This is a genomic window from Micromonospora haikouensis, from assembly GCF_900091595.1.
GTDB classification, from domain to species: Bacteria; Actinomycetota; Actinomycetes; order Mycobacteriales; family Micromonosporaceae; genus Micromonospora; species Micromonospora haikouensis.
This window is the reverse complement of record NZ_FMCW01000027.1, coordinates 19,191-40,027: the sequence shown is the minus strand read 5'-3', so window position 1 is coordinate 40,027 and position 20,837 is coordinate 19,191. Positions and strand designations below refer to the sequence as shown.

7 protein-coding genes are annotated in these 20,837 nt (G+C 76.9%); all 7 read left to right on the top strand.

From position 1 onward, the window contains the following. The first annotated feature begins 3 nt into the window (after positions 1–3). The 7 genes from GA0070558_RS24550 to GA0070558_RS24520 all read left to right on the top strand — a co-directional run bounded on the left by GA0070558_RS24550 (position 4) and on the right by GA0070558_RS24520 (position 20,675). Entirely contained in the window at positions 4–207 is a 204-nt protein-coding gene (locus tag GA0070558_RS24550; protein WP_091284008.1) for an MbtH family protein, read from the top strand. Further along, entirely contained in the window at positions 204–917 is a 714-nt protein-coding gene (locus GA0070558_RS24545) for an O-methyltransferase (RefSeq protein ID WP_176734365.1), read from the top strand. Before GA0070558_RS24550 ends, GA0070558_RS24545 begins: the two co-directional genes overlap by 4 nt. Next, entirely contained in the window at positions 896–2,167 is a 1,272-nt protein-coding gene (locus tag GA0070558_RS24540; protein ID WP_091284003.1) for a cytochrome P450, read from the top strand. The genes GA0070558_RS24545 and GA0070558_RS24540 overlap by 22 nt, the downstream gene beginning before the upstream one ends. Before the next feature lie 88 nt (positions 2,168–2,255). After that, positions 2,256–17,429, top strand: a complete 15,174-nt coding sequence (locus GA0070558_RS24535) for a type I polyketide synthase (protein WP_141722311.1) — start codon at positions 2,256–2,258, stop codon at positions 17,427–17,429. A 31-nt stretch (positions 17,430–17,460) separates the two neighbouring features. Next, on the top strand, positions 17,461–18,294 hold the full coding sequence (locus GA0070558_RS24530) for an arylamine N-acetyltransferase family protein (RefSeq protein WP_091283999.1): 834 nt from the start codon (positions 17,461–17,463) through the stop codon (positions 18,292–18,294). Next, complete coding sequence (locus tag GA0070558_RS24525) at positions 18,284–19,567, top strand: phthiocerol/phthiodiolone dimycocerosyl transferase family protein (RefSeq protein WP_091283996.1); 1,284 nt, start codon at positions 18,284–18,286, stop codon at positions 19,565–19,567. Before GA0070558_RS24530 ends, GA0070558_RS24525 begins: the two co-directional genes overlap by 11 nt. A 79-nt stretch (positions 19,568–19,646) precedes the next feature. Beyond that, positions 19,647–20,675: an NADPH:quinone reductase gene (locus tag GA0070558_RS24520; RefSeq protein WP_091283994.1), complete on the top strand. Its 1,029-nt coding sequence runs from the start codon at positions 19,647–19,649 to the stop codon at positions 20,673–20,675. The last annotated feature ends 162 nt before the right edge of the window (positions 20,676–20,837 follow it).

Below are 20,837 nucleotides of genomic sequence, written 5' to 3'. Positions count from 1 at the left end.
CGCATGCCGCACGCGTTCGACGACGAGGACGCGAGTTTCCTCGTCCTGCGCAACCACGCGAGGCAGTACTCGCTGTGGCCCTCGTCCGCGGTCCCGCCGACGAGCTGGACCGTCGCCGCCGGCCCCGCACCGCACGCCGAATGCCTCGCCTACGTCGAACAACACTGGACCGACCTGCGACCGGAAGGATCAGGTACACCTCGATGAGCAGTTCGCTGAGGGGACCGCTCCCCATCGTTCCCCAGGACAGCACGGACGCCGGCGAGCTGTACGCCACCTCGCTGGTGCGGATGGCGGCCCTGCCGGCCGCCGTCGACGAGGTCCTGCGGGAGATCGAGGACGTCGCCCGCGAGGAGCAGATCCCCGTCGTGGGACGGCTGGAGGGCATGCTCCTGCAGACGCTGGCGTCGCTGCCCGGCGCGTCGACCCGCCGCATCCTCGACATCGGCACGGCCATCGGCTATTCGGCGATCTGGCTGGCCCGCGCCCTCGCGCCGGGCGGCCGGGTCACCACCATCGAGATCGACCCCGTGCGGGCCGGGCGGGCGGCCCGCTTCATCGACCGGGCCGGCTACGCCGACCGGGTCGACGTGCTCGTCGGCGACGCCTTCGACATGCTGCCCGAGCTGGGCGAGTTCGACGTCATCTTCCAGGACGTGATGAAGCACCGCTACTTCGGCGACGACCCCTCGAAGGCCGCCGAGCTGCTCAAGCTCTCGAAGTCCCACCTCGCCCCGCAGGGCGTGCTCTTCATCGACAACGCGTTCTGCGGCAACCACGTCCTCGACGAGGGCGACCCGGACTCCATCGAGGCGCGCGGGGTGCGGTTGATGAACGAGCTGCTGGCCCAGGACACCGACTTCACCAGCGTCATCCTGCCGGTAAGGGACGGGCTGTGGGTCGCCCGCCGCTCGTAGCCGACGCGCCGCCGGGGGAGCCGGAGGCCGAGGAGCTGGTGCGGTTCGTCCTCGCGCCGGGCACCGTGGACGACCCGTTCGCGTACTACCGGCGGCTGCGGGACCTCGCCCCGGTGTACCGCAGCGCCACGCTCGGCGTGACGCTGCTCTCCCGCTTCGCCGACTGCCAGCGGGTGCTCACCGACAGCCGGACGTTCCCGGTCGTGGACGTGGCGTGGATGCGGGCCAACCAGCCGCAGCGTGGGCCGTCCCCCGCGCAGGAGCAGTTCATGTCGTCCCTGTTCTTCCAGAACCCGCCGGCGCACACCCGCCTGCGGCGGCTGCTGGCGCGGGGATTCAGCGCGCGGCAGTTGCTGGTCCTGCGGGATCCCGTGCGCGACGAGGTGGCGCGGGTGCTCGACGACCTGGCCGGGGCCGCCACCGCCGACTTCCAGCAGGCCGTCGCGGTGCCGCTGGCGTTGCGGGTGCTCGGCGGCCTGCTCGGGGTGCCGGTGACGGATCAGGACCGGACGTGGGAGCTGCTGCGGGAGGCCATCCCCGGCCCGCCCGCCCCGGGCACCGACCCGGCGCAGCTCGCGGCGGTCCTGCGTCGCTCCGCGACGGCGTCGGAGGAGCTGGTGGGCTACTTCTCCGAGCTGGCCGCCGCCCGGCGGGTCGCCCCGCGCGACGACCTGATCAGCGCCTGCACCGCCGAACACGCCGACGACCCGGACGGGCTCACCGACCGGGAACTGGGACTGGCGATCCTGCCCATCTTCGGCTCCGGCGTCACCACCCTCAGCGACACCCTCGGCAACGCCGCGTACGCGTTCGCCACCAACCCGCGGCAACTGGCCCGGGTCCGCCGCGACCCGGCGGCGGCCGCCGCCGCGTCCACCGAGGTGCTGCGGTACGGCGGCAACTACCACATCGCCCGCCGCTACGCGGCCCGCACCGTGGAGTTCGACGACGTGACGGTGCCGGAGGGCTCCGTCGTCGTGGTGCTGCTCAGCTCGGCCAACCGCGACCCGGCCCGCTTCGCCGACGCGGAGGCGTTCGACGTGGGCCGGCCCGAGATCGCCACGCTCGCGCTCGGCGCGGGCATCCACCACTGCCTCGGCGCGGCGCTGGCGCGGCTCGTGCTGGAGGAGTTCTGCGCCGCCCTGCACCGGCTGCCGGCGCTGCGGCTGGCCGGCGTCGTGCGGTGGCGTCCCTCGCTGCTCTTCTTCGGCCCGATGTCGCTTCCGCTGTCGACCTCGCTATCAGCCTGAGGGATGCCGCCGCCGCGGCCCGGTACCTAGCGTCGGTCCCGAGGCACACGCCGCGCCGGCGGGACCCTTGCAGCTCTGGAGGACGAACGTGGCTATGCCGGAACACGACCTCATCAAGGCGCTCCGGGAATCGGTCAAGGAGACGACGCGGCTGCGGCAGCGCAACAACGAACTGGTCGCCGCCGCCCGCGAACCGATCGCGATCGTGTCGATGGGGTGCCGGTTCGCGGGCGGCATCGCGGGCCCCGACGACTTCTGGACCGTGGTGTCGCAGGGCATCGACGTCTACACCCCGTTCCCCGACGACCGGGGCTGGGACCTCGACGGCCTCTACGACCCGGACCCGGACACCCCCGGGACGACGTACGTGCAGCAGGGCGCGTTCCTGCACGACGCCGCCCAGTTCGACGCGCGGTTCTTCGGCATCTCCCCGCAGGAGGCGCTGGCCATGGACCCGCAGCAGCGGCAACTGCTGGAGGTGAGCTGGGAGACGATCGAACGCGCCGGCATCGACCCGCGCAGCCTGCGCGGCTCGGACACCGGCGTGTTCGCCGGCATCGTCCACCAGGACTACGCCCCCGACCTCGCCGGCGCCGAGGACTACCTCAGCCTCGAACGCGCGCTCGGCAGCGCGGGCGGCGTCGCCTCCGGCCGGGTCGCCTACTGCCTGGGCCTGGAGGGGCCGGCCGTCACGGTCGACACGATGTGCTCGTCGTCGCTGGTGGCCATCCACCTGGCCAGTCAGGCGCTGCGGCGGGGCGAGTGCACCATGGCCCTGGCCGGCGGCGCCACCGTGATGGCCACCCCCGGTGGCTTCGTCGGCTTCGCCCGCCAGCGTGGCCTGGCCGCCGACGGGCGCTGCAAGTCGTTCGCCGCCGCTGCCGACGGCAGCAGCTGGGCGGAGGGCGTCGGCGTGCTGCTGCTCGAACGGCTCAGCGACGCCCACCGCAACGGCCACCACGTTCTCGCGGTCATCCGGGGCTCCGCTGTCAACTCCGACGGCGCGTCCAACGGGCTGACCGCCCCCAACGGGCCCGCGCAGCAGCGGGTGATCCGCCGGGCGTTGCAGGCGGCCGACCTGACGCCCGCCGACATCGACGCGGTCGAGGCGCACGGCACCGGCACCTCGCTCGGCGATCCCATCGAGGCACAGGCGCTGTTCGCCACGTACGGGCAGGGCCGCGACCCGCAGCGCCCGCTGCTGCTCGGCTCGGTCAAGTCCGTGATCGGCCACACCCAGGCGGCGTCGGGTGTGGCCGGGGTCATCAAGTCCGTTCTCGCCCTGCGGCACGGGCACCTGCCGGCCACCCGGCACGTCGACGCGCCCACCCCGCAGGTCGACTGGTCGCCGGGCACCGTGGAGCTGCTGCGGGAGGGCCGTGACTGGCCCGCCACCGACCGGCCCCGCCGCTGCGGAGTCTCCTCCTTCGGCGCCAGCGGCACCAACGTGCACCTGATCCTCCAGGAGGCGCCGCCCGCGCCGCAGGCCGAGCCGCCCCGGGAGCAGGACGGCCCGCTGCCCTTCGTCGTCTCGGCCCAGACCGCCACCGCCCTGGCCGCGCAGGCCCGCCGGCTCGCCGCCGTCGTGGCCGACGACGCGCCGCTCGGCAACCTCGCCGCGACCCTGGCCACCGGCCGCGCCCACCTGGGCCACCGCGCCGTGGTCGTCGCGCAGCGCCCCGACGAGCTGCGCGACGGGCTGAGCCTGCTGGCCGATGGGCGCACCGGCGGCGGCACGATCGCCGGGACGGGCCCCGCGGGCGACCCGGGCCAGGTCGTCTTCGTGTTTCCGGGGCAGGGCACCCAGTGGGTGGGGATGGGCCGCGAACTGCTGGACAGCTCCCCGGTCTTCGCCGCCCGGGTCGCGCAGTGCCAGGAGGCGTTCGACCCGTGGCTGGACTGGTCGGTCGCGGACGTGCTGCGCGGCGGCGGTCCGGACCTCGACCGGGTCGACGTCGTCCAGCCGGCGTGCTTCGCGGTGATGGTCGGCATGGCGGCGGTGTGGACGGCCGCCGGAGTGACGCCCGACGCAGTGCTCGGCCACTCCCAGGGCGAGATCGCGGCGGCCTGTGTGGCCGGGGCGCTGCCCCTCGCCGACGCGGCCCGCGTCGTGATCCTGCGCAGCCAGGCCATCGGCGGGCAGCTGCCCCCCGGCGGCGGCATGGCCTCCGTGGAGCTGCCGGCCGACGACGTCGCCGCCCTGATCGAGCCGTGGGGGCGGCGGTTGCAGATCGCGGCGGTCAACGGGCCCGCCGCCGTCGTCGTCGCCGGGGACGGCGCGGCGCTCGACGAGCTGGCCACCCAGGTCGTCGGCCGGGACTTCCGGTTCAAGCGGATCGCCGTCGACTACGCCTCGCACAGCCACTTCGTCGAGGCGATCGAGCCGGTCCTGCGCAACGACCTCGCCGGCCTCGCCCCGACCGCTCCGCGCATCCCGTTCTACTCCACCACCGAGGGCCGGTGGCTCGGCGACGACGACCGCCTCGACGCCGACTACTGGTACCGCAACCTGCGCGGGACCGTCCGTTTCGCCCCCGCCGTCCGCGACCTCGTCGCCCAGGACCATCGGGTCTTCGTCGAGCTGGGCGCCCATCCGACGCTGCTGGCCGCCGTCACCGCCACGGCGGACGCCCTGGGCGCGGACGTCACCGCCGTCGGCTCCATCCGGCGCGACGACGGCGGCCGGTCGCGGCTGCTGCGCTCCATGGCCGAGCTGTTCGTCCGCGGCGTGCCGGTGGACTGGCGGGCCCTCACCCCCGGCCGCGCCGTCGAACCCGCCCCGCTGCCCACCTACCCGTTCGACCACCAGCGGTACTGGATCACCATGCCCGGGACGCGGACGAGCCCTGAGTCGCTCGGGCAGACATCCAGCGACCACCCGCTGCTCGGCGCCCTGGTCGACCTCCCGCACGGCGACGGGCTGGTCCTCACCTCCCGGCTGTCGCTGACCACGCACCCGTGGCTGGCCGGCCACCGCATCCAGGGCACCGTGCTCGTGCCCGGCACCGTCTACGTCGACCTGGCCGTGCGCGCCGGCGACGAACTCGGCTGCGGCACCCTCGACGAACTGGTCATCGAGGCGCCGCTGCCGCTGCCCGAGGGCGGCGGCGTGCGGATCCAGGTGGCCGTGACGGGCACCGACGCCACCGGCCGGCGACCCGTGCAGGTCTACAGCAGCGCGGAGGGCACGACCGGCTGGACCCGCCACGCCACGGGCCTGCTCTCCGCCACCCCGGCCGGCGGCGGCCCGGTCGACCTCACCCAGTGGCCGCCGGCCGGCGCCTCGCGGGTGGACCTGGACGGCTTCTACGCCGGCCTCGCCGCCCGTGGCTACGACTACGGCCCCGCGTTCGCGGGCCTCACCGCCGTCTGGCGACGCGGCGAGGAGATCTTCGCCGAGGCCGCCCTGCCGGCCGGGCACGACGCCGACGCGGACCGGTTCGGCATCCACCCCGCCCTGCTGGACGCCGCGCTGCACGCCAACGCGTTCCACCGCCGCGACGACGAGCGCAACGTCCTGCCGTTCGCCTGGAACGGGGTCCAGCTCCACGCCACCGGCGCGCGTCGCCTGCGCGTGCGGGTGGCCCCGTACGGGCCGGACGCGCTGTCCTTCGACGCCGCCGACGAGCACGGCGTCCCGGTGCTGAGCATGGAGTCCCTCGTCTCGCTGCCGGTGGCCGACCTCACGGCCGGGCCGGCACCCGACTCGCTGTGGCAGCTCGACTGGACGCCCCTGCCGCCGCCGGCCGCCGCCACCAGGGGCCGCTGGGTCGACGTCGCCACCGCCGGCGACGTGGCCCGGCTCGCGCTGGCGGTGGAGAGCGGCGACGCCCCGCCCGACACCGTGCTGTGCGACGTGACCGGCGGCGGGTCCGGCAGCGACCCGCTGCCCCTGTTGCACCGGGTGCTCGGCGTCGTCCAGACCTGGCTCGCCGAGCCCGTTCCGGACGGGGTGCCGCTGGTGGTCGTCACGCGGGGCGCCGTGCCGGCCGCCACGGCGGTCGCCGACCCGTCCGGCGCCGCCGTGTGGGGGCTGCTGCGCTCCGCGCAGGCCGAGAACCCGGGCCGGTTCGTGCTGGTCGACGTCGAGCCCGGCGTGGACCGGGACCGGGCGGTGCTGCTGGCGCTCGCGGCGGGCGAGCCGCAGGCGGCGGTACGGGCGGACACCGTCCGGGTGCCGCGCCTGTGCCACGCGCGGCGCACCGAGCCCGCCACGCCCGCCGGTCCGCTCGCCGACGGCACCGTGCTGATCACCGGTGGGACGGGGGTGCTCGGTCAGCTGCTGGCCCGCCACCTGGTCGAGCGGCACGGCGTGCGCCACCTCGTGCTGGCCAGCCGCCGGGGCGCGGCCGCCGACGGGGTCCCCGCCCTGGTCGACGAGCTCGGCGGGCGGGGCGTCCACGTCCACGTCGTCGCCGGTGACCTCACCGACCGGGCAACCCTCGCCGCGCTGCTCGACGAGATTCCGGCCGACCGCCCGCTCTCCGGGCTGATCCACGCCGCCGGCGTGCTCGACGACGCCACGATCGCCGGCCTCGACCCGCGCCGCCTGGACGCCGTGTTCCTGCCCAAGGCTGCGGTCCTGCGGATGCTCGACGAGGCGACCCGCATCCTCCCGCCGGCCCTGTTCGCCGTGTTCTCCTCCGCGGCGAGCGTCTTCGGCTCGGCCGGGCAGGGCAACTACGCGGCGGCCAACGCCTACGTCGACGCGCTCGTGTCGGCGCGGCGGGCCGCCGGCCTGCCCGCCGTATCGCTGGCCTGGGGCCTGTGGGAGCCGGAGACGGGGATGACGGGCACGCTCGCCGAGGTCGACCGCACCCGGATGAGCCGTGGTGGCGTACGCCCGTTGTCCGCCGCCGACGCCCTGCGCATCTTCGACGCCGCCGTCGACGGCGGCGACGGCGACCTGCTGATCCCGATCCGCCTCGACCTGGGCGCGCTGCGCGCCGACGCGGCGGCCACCGGGACGGTGCCGCCGTTGTACCGGGCCATCGTGCGCCCGCCGCGCCCGGCCGTGCGGGCCTCGGGCGGCGGCGCGGGCGACGCCCTGAGCCGCCGCCTGTCCGGGCTGTCCACGCAGGAGCAGACGGAGTTGCTGCTGGGCGTCATCCGGGCGGAGGCGGCCACGGTGCTGGGCCTTGACGCGCCGGACTCCACCCTCGACGCGCAGCGCTTCGGCGACATCGGCTTCGACTCGCTCACCGCCGTGGAACTGCGCAACCGGCTCTCCGCGGCCACCGCCGTCAAGCTGCCCGCCACCCTCGTCTTCGACTACCCGACGCCGCTTGCGCTCGCCCGCCACCTGCTTGAACGCGCGGGCGAGGTCGCCTCGGCCGGGCCCGCGCCGGTCGCCGTCGGCCCGGCCGCCGCCGACGATCCGGTGGTCGTCGTCGGCATGGCCTGCCGCCTGCCCGGCGGCGTGGCCAACCCCGACGACCTGTGGCGGCTGGTCGCCGAGGGCCGCGACGGCATGTCGGGCTTTCCACAGGACCGGGGCTGGGACCTCGGCGGCCTGTTCGATCCCGACCCCGACCACGCCGGGACCTCGTACGTGCGGCAGGGCGGCTTCCTGCACGACGCGGGGAGCTTCGACGCCGCCCTGTTCGGCATCTCCCCGCGCGAGGCGCTGGCCATGGACCCGCAACAGCGGCTGCTGCTGGAGAGCACCTGGGAGGTCCTGGAGTCGGCCGGGATCGACCCGTCCTCGCTGCGTGGCGAGCGGATCGGCGTCTACACCGGCCTGTCCATCCACGACTATCTCGGCTCGTTGGCCGACGTTCCCGCCGAGCTGGAGGGCTTCGTCACCACGGCCACGGCGGGCAGCGTCGCCTCGGGCCGGGTGGCGTACTCGTTCGGCCTGGAGGGGCCCGCGATGACGGTGGACACCGCCTGCTCGTCGTCGCTGGTCGCCATCCACCTGGCCGCCCAGGCGCTGCTGGCCGGCGAGTGCCGGATGGCGCTGGCCGGGGGCGCGGCGGTGATGGGCTCCCCGGTCGGCGTGCTCGGCTTCTCCCGCGCCCGTGGACTGGCCGCCGACGGCCGGTGCAAGCCGTTCTCGGCCGCCGCCGACGGCACCGTGCTCTCCGAGGGCGTCGGCGTGGTGCTGCTGGAGCGCCTGTCGCAGGCGCGCCGCAACGGGCACCGGGTGCTCGCCGTCGTCCGTGGCTCCGCGATCAACTCCGACGGGGCCTCCAACGGCCTCACCGCCCCCAACGGGCCGGCGCAGCAGCGGGTCATCCGCGCCGCCCTGGCCGCCGCCGGGGTCGCCGCCGGCGACGTCGACGCGTTGGAGGCGCACGGCACCGGCACCTCGCTCGGCGACCCCATCGAGGCGCAGGCCATCGTCGCCACGTACGGGCGGGAGCGCGAGCCGGACCGCCCGCTGTGGCTGGGCTCGGTGAAGTCGAACCTCGGCCACACGCAGGCCGCCGCCGGGGTGGTCTCCGTCATCAAGATGGTGCAGGCGCTGCGGCACGAGACGCTGCCGCCGACCCTGCACGTGGACGAGCCGACCCCGCACGTCGACTGGTCCGAGGGCGCCGTGGCCCTGCTCGACCGCGCCCGTCCCTGGCCGTCCGGCGACCGGCCGCGCCGGGCCGCCGTCTCCTCGTTCGGGATCAGCGGCACCAACGCCCACCTCGTTCTCGAACAGGCCCCGCCCGCCCCGCCCAGGCCCGCCGAACCCGACGAGCCCGCCGAACCCGACGGGGCCGGGCCCCTGCCGTTCGTGCTGTCCGCGAACAGCCCGGCCGCCCTCGCGGGACAGGCCCGCCGGCTGCGTGCGGCGGTCGCGGCCGGCACGTCGTTGCCGGCCGCCGCGCGTACGCTGCTGGGCGCGCGGGCCCGCCTCGGGCACCGCGCCGTGGTCACGGCGGCCGACCGCGACGCGCTGCTGGCCGGGCTCGACGCCGTCGCCGCCGGCGAGAGGGCCGCCGACACCGCCATCGCGGAGGTCACCCCCGGCGCGGCGGCGTCGCTGGTGTGCGTCTTCCCCGGCCAGGGCGCCCAGCGGCCCGGCATGGGCCGGGACCTGCACGACCGTTTCCCCGCCTACGCCGCGGCCTTCGACGGGGCCTGCGAGCGCCTCGACGCGCACCTGGCCGGCGACGTCGCGCTGCGCGACGTCGTGTTCGGCGAGCCGGGCAGCCCCGAGGCGGCGCTGCTCGACCAGACCGCCTACACCCAGGCCGCCCTCTTCGCGACCGAGGTCGCGCTGTTCCGGCTGGTGGAGTCCTGGGGCGTGCGCCCCGCCCAGTTGATCGGGCACTCGATCGGCGAGGTCGTCGCCGCCCACGTCGCCGGGATGCTCTCGCTCGACGACGCCGCCCTCGTGGTGGCCGCGCGGGGTCGGCTCATGCAGGCGCTTCCGCCCGGCGGGGCGATGGCCGCGGTCGCCGCGAGCGAGGAGGAGGTGCGCCCGCTGCTCGGCGCCGGCGTGGACCTCGCCGCCGTCAACCACCCCTCCTCGGTGGTGCTCTCCGGCGTCGCCGACGCCGTGCGCGCCGCGACGGACGAGCTGCGCGCCCAGGGGCGCAAGGTGACCGCGCTGCGGGTGTCCCACGCGTTCCACTCGGCGCTGATGGAGCCCATGCTCGACGCGTTCCGCGCGGCCGTGTCCGCCGTAACCTGGCTGCCCGCCCGGATCCCGGTCGTCAGCCTCGCCGCCGGCGACCCGGGCGACGTCGACTACTGGGTCGACCACGTGCGGGGCACCGTGCGCTTCGGCGCGGGCACCCGTGCCGCGCTGGACCGGGGCGGCCGGATCCTCGTCGAGCTGGGCCCCGGCACGTCCCTGTCGGCGGCGGCGGCGCACACGATCGCGGACGCGGGCGTGCCCGCCGTCTGCGCCCCGACGCTGCGCGACGGCCGCGACGAGGTGCGCGGCACCGTTGCCGCGATGGGTGAGCTGTTCGCGCGGGGGGTGCCGGTCGACCTGGCGGCGCTGCTGCCGGCCGCCGCCGACCTGGCCGACCTGCCGACGTACGCGTTCGACCACCGGCACTACTGGCTGCGCGAGCCCGGGGGCCGGGGGAGCGCGGCCGGGCTCGGCCTGACGCCCGGCAACCATCCGCTGCTGTCGGCCGTGGCCCCCGTCCCGGACACCGGGGGCCTGATCGGCGTCGCCCGGCTGACGGCCGCGTCCTGCCCGTGGCTGACGCCCGGCGACCCGGTGCCGCCGGCCGCCCTCGTCGAGCTGGCCCTGCGGGCCGGCGACGAGGCGGGCTGCGCCGTGCTCGACGGGCTGACCGTCGACGCGCCGCTCGTGCTGGACCCGTCCGCCGCGGTGCGCCTGGAGGTCGTGGTCGGCCCGGCCGACGACGCCGGGCGACGCCCGCTGACCGTCCACGGCGCGCCGGACGGCTCCACCGCCTGGCAGCGGCACGCCACCGCGACCCTCGCGCCGCACGCCCCGGCGACGCCGGCCCCCGACCACCGCCCGTGGCCTCCCGCCGGGGCGGAGCCGGTCGACGTGCGGGCGGGCGGGGCCGAGCTGGTGGCGGCGTGGCGGCACGGCGACCAGGTGTTCGCCGAGGCGGCCCTCGACGACGACGCGGGCCCGGAGCCCTTCGGCCTCGACCCGCGCCTGCTCGACGCGGTGACGGCCGCGCTCGGCTTCGCGGGCCGGTGGGAGGCGGTGGCGCTGCACGCGACCGGCGCCCGCCGCCTCCGGGCCCGGTTCACCCCCCTCGGCGGCGACCGCTGGGCGGTCGAGGCGACCGACGGCACCGGGGCGCCGGTGCTCACCGCCGCCTCCTGCGTCGTGACCCCGCCGCCCGCACCGGCCGGCGCGGACGCCACCGCGGACGCCATGTTCCGGGTGCGCTGGCAGGAGACGCCGCCCGTGGCCGTGCCGCCCGAGGCGGCCCGGACCCGGCGCGTCGCCGCCGCCGGGGAGGTCGCGGCCCTCGCCGCGCAGCCGGACGTCGCCGCCGCCGTCTTCGAGTTCGAGCCGGACGGCGGGAGCACCCTGGCCGACGTCCTGGCCGTGCTGCGGGCCTGGCTGCGCGACGGCCCCGCGCGGGCCCGGCTCGTCGTGCTCACCCGCGACGCGGTGCCGGCGGGCCCGACAGTCGCCGTCGACCCGGGGGCGGGCGCGGTCTGGGGCCTGGCCCGGGCCGCCCAGGCCGAGGCCCCGGGCCGGATCCTGCTGCTCGACGCGGCGGCCGGCGCGGACCCCGACCGAGCCCTCGCGCTCGCGCTCGCCCTCGACGAACCACAGACCGCCGTACGCGGCGACGCCGTGCTCGTTCCCCGCCTGGCACCCGCCGGGCCGCTCATCCACCGGCGCGCCCCCCTGCGCCCCGACGGCACGGTGCTCGTGACCGGCGGCACCGGCTCCCTGGGCGCGCTGGTGGCCCGGCACCTGGCGGCGACGCGCGACGTGCGGCACCTGCTGCTGGTCAGCCGCCGGGGCGCCGACGCCCCGGGCGCGGGCGAACTCGTCGCCGACCTGGCCGCGCTCGGCGCGACGGCCACCGTGGTCGCCTGCGACGTCGCCGACCGCGACGCCGTGCGGGCGCTGCTGGCCGGGATCCCGGCCGCGCATCCGTTGACCGCGGTCGTGCACACCGCCGGGATCCTCGACGACGGGCTGCTCGACGCGATGACGCCGCAGCGGCTCGCGGCGGTCTGCGCGCCGAAGGCCGACGCGGCGCGCCACCTGCACGAGCTGACCCGGGACACGGACCTGGCCGCGTTCGTTGCGTTCTCGTCGGCGGCCGGGCTGCTGGGCTCGCCGGGCCAGGCGAACTACTCGGCCGCGAACGCCTACCTCGACACCCTGATGGGCGCGCGCCGGGCGGCGGGCCTGCCGGGCGTGTCGCTGGCGTGGGGGCTGTGGGCGCAGGACGGCGGGATCACCGGCCACCTGGCCGCCGCCGACCGCGCCCGGATGAGCCGGGGCGGCGTGCTGGCCCTGTCGCCGGCCGAAGCCCTCGCGCTGTTCGACGCGGCGCTCGACAGCGACGAGGCCCACCTCGTGCCGATGAAGCTCGACCTCGCCGCGGCGCGGGCCGACGCCGCCGCCGGTGGCCCGGCGCAGCCGCTGCTGGGTGCGCTGGTGCGGGTCCGCCGCCGGGCGGCGGCCGGGTCCACCGGCCCGGACCTCGCCGCCGCGCTCGCCGGCGGCACCCCCGCCGAGGGCGAGGCGCGGCTGCTCGCGCTGGTGCGCTCCCGCGTCGCCCTGGTCATGGGCTACGGCTCCGGTGACGAGATCGGCCCGGACCTGCCGTTCCAGTCCGCCGGCATGGACTCGCTGACCGCTGTCGAGCTGCGCAACCGCCTCGGCGTCAGCACCGGGCTCACGCTGCCGACCACGCTCGTGTTCGACTATCCGACGCCCCGTGAGCTCGCCCGCCGCCTGCGGGAGCTGCTCACCGGCGGCGACGCGCCCCGCGCGGCGACGCCCGTGACGCCCGCCGGCCCGCAGGACGACGTCGCCGTCGTCGGCGTGGGCTGCCGTCTGCCCGGCGGCATCGACGGCCCGGACGGCTTCTGGGACCTGCTGGCCCGGGGCGGGCACGCGCAGACGCCGTTCCCGGCCGACCGGGGGTGGGACCTGTCCCGGATCCCGGTGCGCGCCGGGGGCTTCCTCGACGCCGCGGGCGGCTTCGACGCCGCCTTCTTCGGCATCTCCCCCCGCGAGGCCACCGCCATGGACCCGCAGCAGCGCATCCTGCTCGAGGTCGTGTGGGAGGCGCTGGAGAACGCCGGCATCGATCCGGCGACCCTGCGCGGCACCGACGTCGGGGTGTTCGTGGGCGTCATGGGCCAGGGGTACGGCATGTTCGGCGGCGACGCCGACTCCGACGGCCTTCGCGGCACCGGCGGCGCCGTCTCCGTGGTCTCCGGCCGGGTGTCCTACGTGTACGGGTTCACCGGCCCCGCCGTGTCCGTCGACACCGCCTGCTCGTCGTCGCTGGTCGCCATGCACCTGGCGCGGCAGGCGCTGCGCGACGGGGAGTGCTCGCTGGCGGTCGTCGGCGGCGTCACCGTGATGACGACCCCCGGGTCGTTCGTCGAGTTCGCCCAGAACGGCGGGCTGGCCCCGGACGGGCGTTGCAAGGCGTTCGCGGCGTCCGCCGACGGCACCGGCAACGCCGAGGGGGTCGCCGTCGTCCTGCTGGAACGGCGCGCCGACGCCGCCGCGAACGGGCACCCGGTGCGGGCCATCGTCCGTGGCTCCGCCGTCAGCCAGGACGGCGCGTCCAACGGGCTCACCGCGCCCAACGGCCCCGCCCAGCAGCGGGTCATCCGTCGTGCGCTCGCGGTGGCCGGCCTCGAACCCGCCCAGGTGGGCGTGGTCGAGGCGCACGGCACGGGCACCCGCCTCGGCGATCCGATCGAGGCGCAGGCGCTGCTGGCGACCTACGGGGAGCGCGACAGCGCCGACCCGCTGTGGCTGGGCTCCGTCAAGTCCAATCTCGGGCACACCCAGGCGACGGCCGGCGTGGCCAGCGTGATCAAGATGGTCCTCGCGCTGGACCACGGGCTGCTCCCGGCGACCCTGCACGTGGACGCGCCGACCCCCGAGGTCGACTGGTCGGCGGGCACCGTGCGGCTCCTCACCGAGGCGCGGCCGTGGCCGGCGCGCCCCGGCCACCCGCGCCGCGCCGGGGTGTCGGCCTTCGGCCTCAGCGGCACCAACGTGCACCTCGTCCTCGAAGAGCCGCCGGCCGCCGGGGCCCCCGCCGACGCCGAGGCCCGCGCCGGGGGCCCCGGCGGCGACGTCCTGCCGTTCGTGCTGTCGGCCCGCGACGAGGGCCGGCTCGCGGAGCTGGCCGGGCGGCTCGCCGACGCCGCCGCACGGGAGCGGATCGCCCTGCCGGACTTGGCCGCGGCCCTGGCCCACGGCCGCGCCCACCACCGCGTCCGGGCGGTCGTGCTGGCCGCCGACCGCGCCGGCCTGACGGCGGGGCTGCGTGACCTGGCGGCGGGGCGGCCCGGTGACGCCACGGTGACCGGGGCCGTGCGACCCGGCGCGGAGGTGGTCTTCGTCTTCCCCGGCCAGGGCGCGCACTGGACCGGGATGGGCCGCGAACTCATGGCGACCTCGCCGGAGTTCCGGGCCTGGGTGCGGCGCTGCGACGACCTGCTCGCCGGCTACGGCGGCGACTGGACCCTCGAACAGGCGCTCTGCGGTGAGGCAGACCTGTCCCGGGTGGAGGTGGTGCAGCCGGCCGCGTTCGTGATGATGACCGGCCTGGCCCAGCTCTGGGCCGCCGCCGGGGTGGTGCCCGACGTCGTGCTCGGCCCCTCCCAGGGCGAGATCGCCGCGGCCTGCGTCGCCGGGCTGCTCTCGGTCGAGGACGCCCTGCACGTCGTGGTGCTGCGCGCCCGGCTCGCGGCGGGCCTGCCCGCCGGTGGCGGCACCCTCGTGCTGGGCGCCGGCGCCGACCGGGCCGAGGAGCTGATCGCCGGCTGCGGCGGGCGGGTGGAGATCGGCGCGGTCAACGGCCCGTCGGCCGTGGTGCTGACCGGTGAGCTGGCCGGCATCGAAGCGATCGCCGCCACGGCCGCCGAGCGCGGCATCTGGCACCGCCGGCTGGCCGCCGACTACGCGTCGCACTCGTTCCTCGTCGAGGAGCTGCGCGAGCCGATGCTGCGCGGCCTCGACGGCGTCGGGGAACGTCCCGCCGCCGGGCTCGTGCCGGGCTGCCGGTTTTTCTCCACGGTGGACGTGCGCTGGATCGGCGAGCGGGAGACGCTCGACGCCGGGTACTGGTTCCGCAACCTGCGCCAGCCGGTGCGGCTCGACCCGGCCGTCCGCGCGGTCGCGGCGCAGGCGCGGGCGTTCGTCGAGGTCTCCACGCATCCCGGGCTCGCCGCGTCCCTGCTGGACATCCTGGCCGACGCCGGCGCGGCGGGGACCGTCCTCGGCACGCTGCGCCGCGACGAGGGCGGCCGCCGTCGCCTGCTCACCGCGTTCGCCGCCGCGTTCGCCGCCGGGCTGGCCGTGGACTGGGCGGCGACCGTGCCGGCCGCCGCCGGCACCTGGCGGAGGTGCTGCGCCGAGCTGCCCACCTACCCGTTCGAGCATCGGCACTACTGGCTCGCCGGGCAGCCGACGCCCGCGCGCACCGGCACCGGCCCGGCCGGCCACCCGCTGCTCGTGGCGACCGTGGACCTGCCGCGGCCGGAGGGCGTGCTCCTCGTGGCCCGCCTGTCGCCGACGGAGCAGCCCTGGCTCGCCGACGGCGACGCCTCCGCCGCGCTCGTCGAGCTCGCCGTCCGCGCCGGGGACGAGGTGGACTGCCCGGTGCTGGAGCACCTGACGCTGGCCCGCCCGCTGAGCCTGGACCGCGACGTCGACCTGCACCTGCGGGTGGGCGCGCCGGACGCCGCCGGGCGACGCCCGGTCACCGTGGAGGCGGTGACCGGCGGGGAATCCGACCGCACGCCGGTGGCGCAGGGTGTCCTGGCCCGCGCCGGGCGGGAGGCCGGCGCGGAGCCGACCTCGTGGCCGCCGGTGGACGCCGACCGGGTGGAGCCGACGGCGGGCGCGGCCGGGGCGCGGTGGCGGCGCGGCACGCAGACGTACGCCGAGGTGTCCCTGCCCCCCGGCCAGCGGGACGCTGCCGGCCGGTACGGCCTGCACCCGCTGCTGCTGAGCGCCGCGTCGCCGGGGCCGGTGACGCGGTGGGAGGGGGTGACCCTGCACGCGACGGGCGCGTCGGCGCTGCGCGTGCGGCTGTCCATGGTGGACGGCGGCGTCGCCCTGGACGCCACCGACGAGGCGGGCCTGCCGGTCCTCACCGCCACCCGGATCGTCAGCGCCCCCGCTCCCCGACCCGCCACCCCGCCCGCGCCGTCCGACGGCGACCTGACGATCGCCTGGGCCGGCCTCGACCTCGACCCGGTGGCCGTACCGGCGGTCGTCGTGCCCGTCGACGGCGACGCCGGCCCGCCGAAACTGGCCGACGCCGAGGTGGCGCTGCTCGACGTCCCCGCCGACCGGGACGCCGCACGGGCCTGCGCCGACGTGCTGGCGACCGTGCAGGAGTGGCTCGACGACCCGGCCCTGGAGCGGCACCGGCTGCTGATCCGCACCCGCCACGCGGTCGCCGTCCGCGCCGGCGAAGCCGTGACGCCGGCCGCCGCGGCCGTGTGGGACATGGTCGCCGCCGTCCAGGCGGAACACCCGGGCCGGTTCCTGCTCGTGGACGCCGAGCCCGACGGCAGCGCCGCCGTCGGGCTCGGGCTGCTCTCCACGACCGGCGGTGAGCAGGTGGCGCTGCGCGACGGCCGGGTCCTCGCCCCCCACCTGGCGTCGGTCGGCGCGGCGCCCGCCGCCACGGTGGGCGACCCCGACGGCACCGTGCTGGTGATCGGCGCGGCCGCGATCGCCCGGGACCTGGCGACCAGGCACGGCCTGCGGCACGTCCTGCTGGTCCGGCCCGACGCCGCCGACGCCGAGTCGGACGACCCCGACGACGCCGTGGTGACCTGCGACCTGACCGACCCCGCGGCCGTCCGGCGGCTGCTGGCCGGCATCCCCGCCCGGCATCCGCTGACCGCCGTGGTGCACGCGGTGGACCCGCCCGGGGCGACCCCGCTCGCCGAGCTGGACGCCGAGCGACTGGCCGAGGAGCTGCACGCCCGCGCCGCGACGCTGGACCCGGTGGTGGAGGCGACCGCCGGGCTGCCGCTCGCCGCGTTCGTGGTCACCACCACCACGGCCGCGCTAGCGGGCCCCGCCGACCGGGCGGCCACCGCGGCGGCCGACGGCGCGGCGCGCGCCCTGGCCACGCGGCACGCCGCCGGGCGCACCGTCGTCCTGGCCCCGGGGACGGCCGACGCGGTCGCCGCCGCGCTGCGCTCGGCCGTGCCGTTGCGGGTGCCGGGGCGGCCGGCCACCTGGGCCGCGCCGATGCCCGGCCGCCCCGTCCCGCCCCTGCTGCGGGGGCTGGTACGTCCCCGCCGCCGCCGGGCCGTCGCGTCGTCGCCGGCGGGACCGGGGCGGACCGGCTGGCCGGAGCTGCTGGCCGCCGCGGCCGGCGGGGAGCGGGAGCAGCTCGTGCTCGACCTGGTCCGCGAGCAGCTCGTCGAGGTGCTGAGGCTGGACCCCGGCGAGCCGTTGGACACCCGCAGCGGCTTCTTCGAGCTGGGCCTGGACTCGGTCATGGCGATCGACCTGTCCCGCCGGCTGAGCGGGAGCACCGGCGTCCCGTTGACCCCCGCGACCATCTTCAACCACCCCACGCTGTCGAGCGTCACCAAGCACCTGCTCGAGAGCCTGGACGCCGCCCCGGCCGCCGGCTAGCCGGCGCCGCCACCCGACCGGAAGGCCGCCCGTGTTCGACGCCGACACCTACCTGCGCTGCCTGGGCCTGGACGCCGAGCTGATCAGACGCGGCTCGCCGGGCCTGCGCACCCTGGCCACCCTGCACAAGAGGCACCTGGAGGCGCTGCCGTTCAGCAGCACCGGGTCGTTCGCGGTGCCCACCCGCGACGGCGTCACGGTCGAGGTCGTCGACCTGGACGAGGACGTCGCGTTCGGGCCGGTCGTCGTGGCGGGCAACGGTGGCGGCTGCGTGCAGTTGAACCGGCTGTTCCTGCGGCTGCTGCGCGACCTCGGCTTCGACGCCGGGCTGCTCGCCGGCACCACCGTCGAGGGCGCCGAGGCGTACGGCGTGGACGTCGAGCACATGCTCCTGTGCGTCCGGGCCGACGGCGACGACTGGCTGGCCGACGTCGGGTACGCCGGGCCGTCGTTCCTCGAGCCGTTGCGGCTCGACGAGCCCGGCGAGCAGGCGCAGTACGGCTGCCGCTACCGCCTCGAAGCCGACGGCGACGGCCTGCTCCTGCTGCGCCGGCCGCGGCTCGGGCGCTGGAGCACGGTCTACCGGCTCACCACCAAGCCGCGGGAGCTGGTGGAGTGGCGGCCGTTCGAGGCGGCGGCGAACGCCGTGCTGACTGCTCCTCCCGACCCGGCCGGGCCGGGCCTGTGGAGCCGCGCCACCGCCGACGGGCAGACCGTCCTGAAGGGACTGCGTCACGTGACCGTGCGCGGTGGCATCGAGAAGACCCGCACCCTCACCGACGAACAGTGGCCGGCCGTGCGCGACGGCATCCTCGCCGGCCCCCGTCCCCGTCCCTCGACAGAACAGGACCGACATGCGCCGTGAACTGTCCCGCTCGGAGTTGATGTACGTCGGCGAGATCAGGACCCAGGCCCTGACCATCTGCACGGTGCGCGGGGGAGTCGACCCCGAGCTGCTGGAGCGCGCGTGGGGCGCGGCGCTGGCCGAGCAGCCGTCGCTGCGCAGCCGCCTCACCCGCGACGGCGGGCGCTGGTTCCTCACCCCCCTGGCCCCCGGGGAGCTGCCGCGCCTGCTCGTGCGGCCGGACGGCCCGGACGCGCGCCACCGCGAATACAACACGCCGCTGCCGATCGGCGGCCCGCTGGCGCGGGCGGTGCTGTTGACCGGGGCGGACGAGGACACGGTGGTGCTGGGCGTCGACCACGCGGTCTGCGACGGGCGTAGCGCGACCGGGCTGTGCTACCGGCTCTGGCGGCACTACGCCGACATCGCGGCGGGCGCGTACGAGCCGCCGGCCGTTCCGCGCCAGGACTGGCCCGTCCCCATCGACGACCTGCTGCCCCCGCGCACCGACGAGGAACTGGACGCCCACGTCCGGCGTCGCCTGGACCAGGCGCAGGGAGCGCCGGTGGCCCTGCTGCCCTTCCTGGCGGCCCGCGACGGCGTCGGGTCGCGGGAGGGCGCGATGACCTCCTGCCGCCTGTGGCTGACCCGGGACGAGACGGCCCGGGTGCTGGCCGCCGTGAAGGGGGCGGGCGTGCCGCTCAACGGGTTCGTCGCCGCCGCGCTGTTCGCCGCCCTGCGCGCCCAGCTCCCCCGGGAACAGGACGGGCACCGCCTCGCCTGCTTCGACGCCGTGGACCTGCGCGACCGGGTCGTGCCGCCGATGAGCCACGAGGAGATGGTGCCGGCCGCCTCCTGGCACCGGACCCTCGTCGACGTGCCGCCCGCCCCCGACCTGGTCCGCCTGGGCGTCGAGCTGAGCGCCGGCCTGCGGGCGGCGGTGGAACGCGGTGAGCCGGCCCTGGAACTCCAGGCCCTCGACCGGCTGCTGACCCACCCGTCGCTGTGGGCGTCGAGCCTGATGCTGTCCAACGTCGGCCGGATCACCGGCCCGCCGTCGCCGCCCGGGACCGAGATCGTCGACCTGCGGAAGTTCGCCGTCTCCAGCAAGTGGAACCCGGAGTTCGGGCAGGGGCCCGTGCTCGCCTCCCCGATGACCGTCTACGGCCGGCTCAGCATCGAGCTGCCGTACAGCACGCAATGCTTCACCGTCGGCCAGATGACCGCCATCCACGACGCGGTCCGCGCGGCGTTGGTCGACCTGGCCGACCGCGCGCCGGCCCCCGCCCGGTGACCGCGCCCCCTCCCCGATTCTGGTAGACCCGCGCCGCGCCCGTTGTGTGGCGCGGGGCGGGCTCCCTAGCGTCACGAGGGTGAAGGCAATCATCTATACGTCGGTGGGTGGCAGCGACGTCCTCGAACTGACCGAACTGCCGGTGCCGGAGCCCGGCCCCGGCGAGGTCCGGGTGCGGGTCACGATCTCCGGCGTCAACGCGACGGACTGGAAGTGCCGCCAGTTCGGCCACGTCCGCGGCGAGCTGCTGTATCCGGTGGTCGTCCCGCACCACGACGGCAGCGGGGTGATCGACGCCGTCGGCGTCGGCGTGGATCCCGCGCGGGCGGGGCAGCGCGTCTGGCTGTGGGACGCGGCCTGGCGTCGACCCGGCGGCACCGCCGCCGAGTACGTCGTGGTGCCGCAGCGGCAGGCGGTGCCGCTGCCGCCGGACGTGTCGTACGAGATCGGCGCGAGCGTCGGGCTGCCGGCGGTGGCGGCGCACGCCTGCCTGCTCGCCGGGCGGGACGCCCCCGACCGCCTCGGGCCCGGCGCGCTGGCCGGGCGTCGGGTGCTCGTCGTGGGTGGCACCGGCACGCTCGGCCACGCGGCGATCCAGCTCGCGGTGTGGAGCGGGGCGGAGGTCGTCGCCACGGCCAGCAGCCCCGACCAGGAGAGGCGCGTGCGGGCCGCCGGGGCGCAGCACGTCGTGGACTACCGCGCGGCGACGGCGGCGGCGGACGTACGCGCGGTCGCGGCCGCCGGCGTCGACCTGATCGTGCAGGTGGCGGCCTCGGCGTACGCCGAAACGGACCTGGAGGTGCTCGCTACCGGTGGCACGGTCGCGGTCTACGCGACCGAGGGGCGCGGCCAGGTGACCCTGCCCACCGCCGTCCTGATGGGCCGGAACGTGCGCTACCAGTTCGTGCTCGGCACGACGCTGCCGCCGGCCGCCAAGGACGTCGCGGTCGGGGACGTCGCGGCTGCCGTCGGGGCGGGTGCGCTCGATGTCGGGGACGCCTCGGGGCTGCCCCTGCTGCGCTTCCCGCTGGAGCGCACCCGGGACGCGCACGACGCGGTGCAGGCGGGTTCCGCCGGCAAGGTCCTGGTGGACGTCGCGACGTTCTGAGTGGTCACGCACCGCAGCAGTCAGGTGGCAGTGCGGCGCGAAGGTGCGATAAAGTGTTGCGGCCTTTCCTGCTTGTGCCATCGTTTCGCACTTGTTTCCATCGCCTCCTGCTTGTGCCATTCGTCCTGGTGGAACCGCATGGCCGAGGGCAGGCGTCGACTC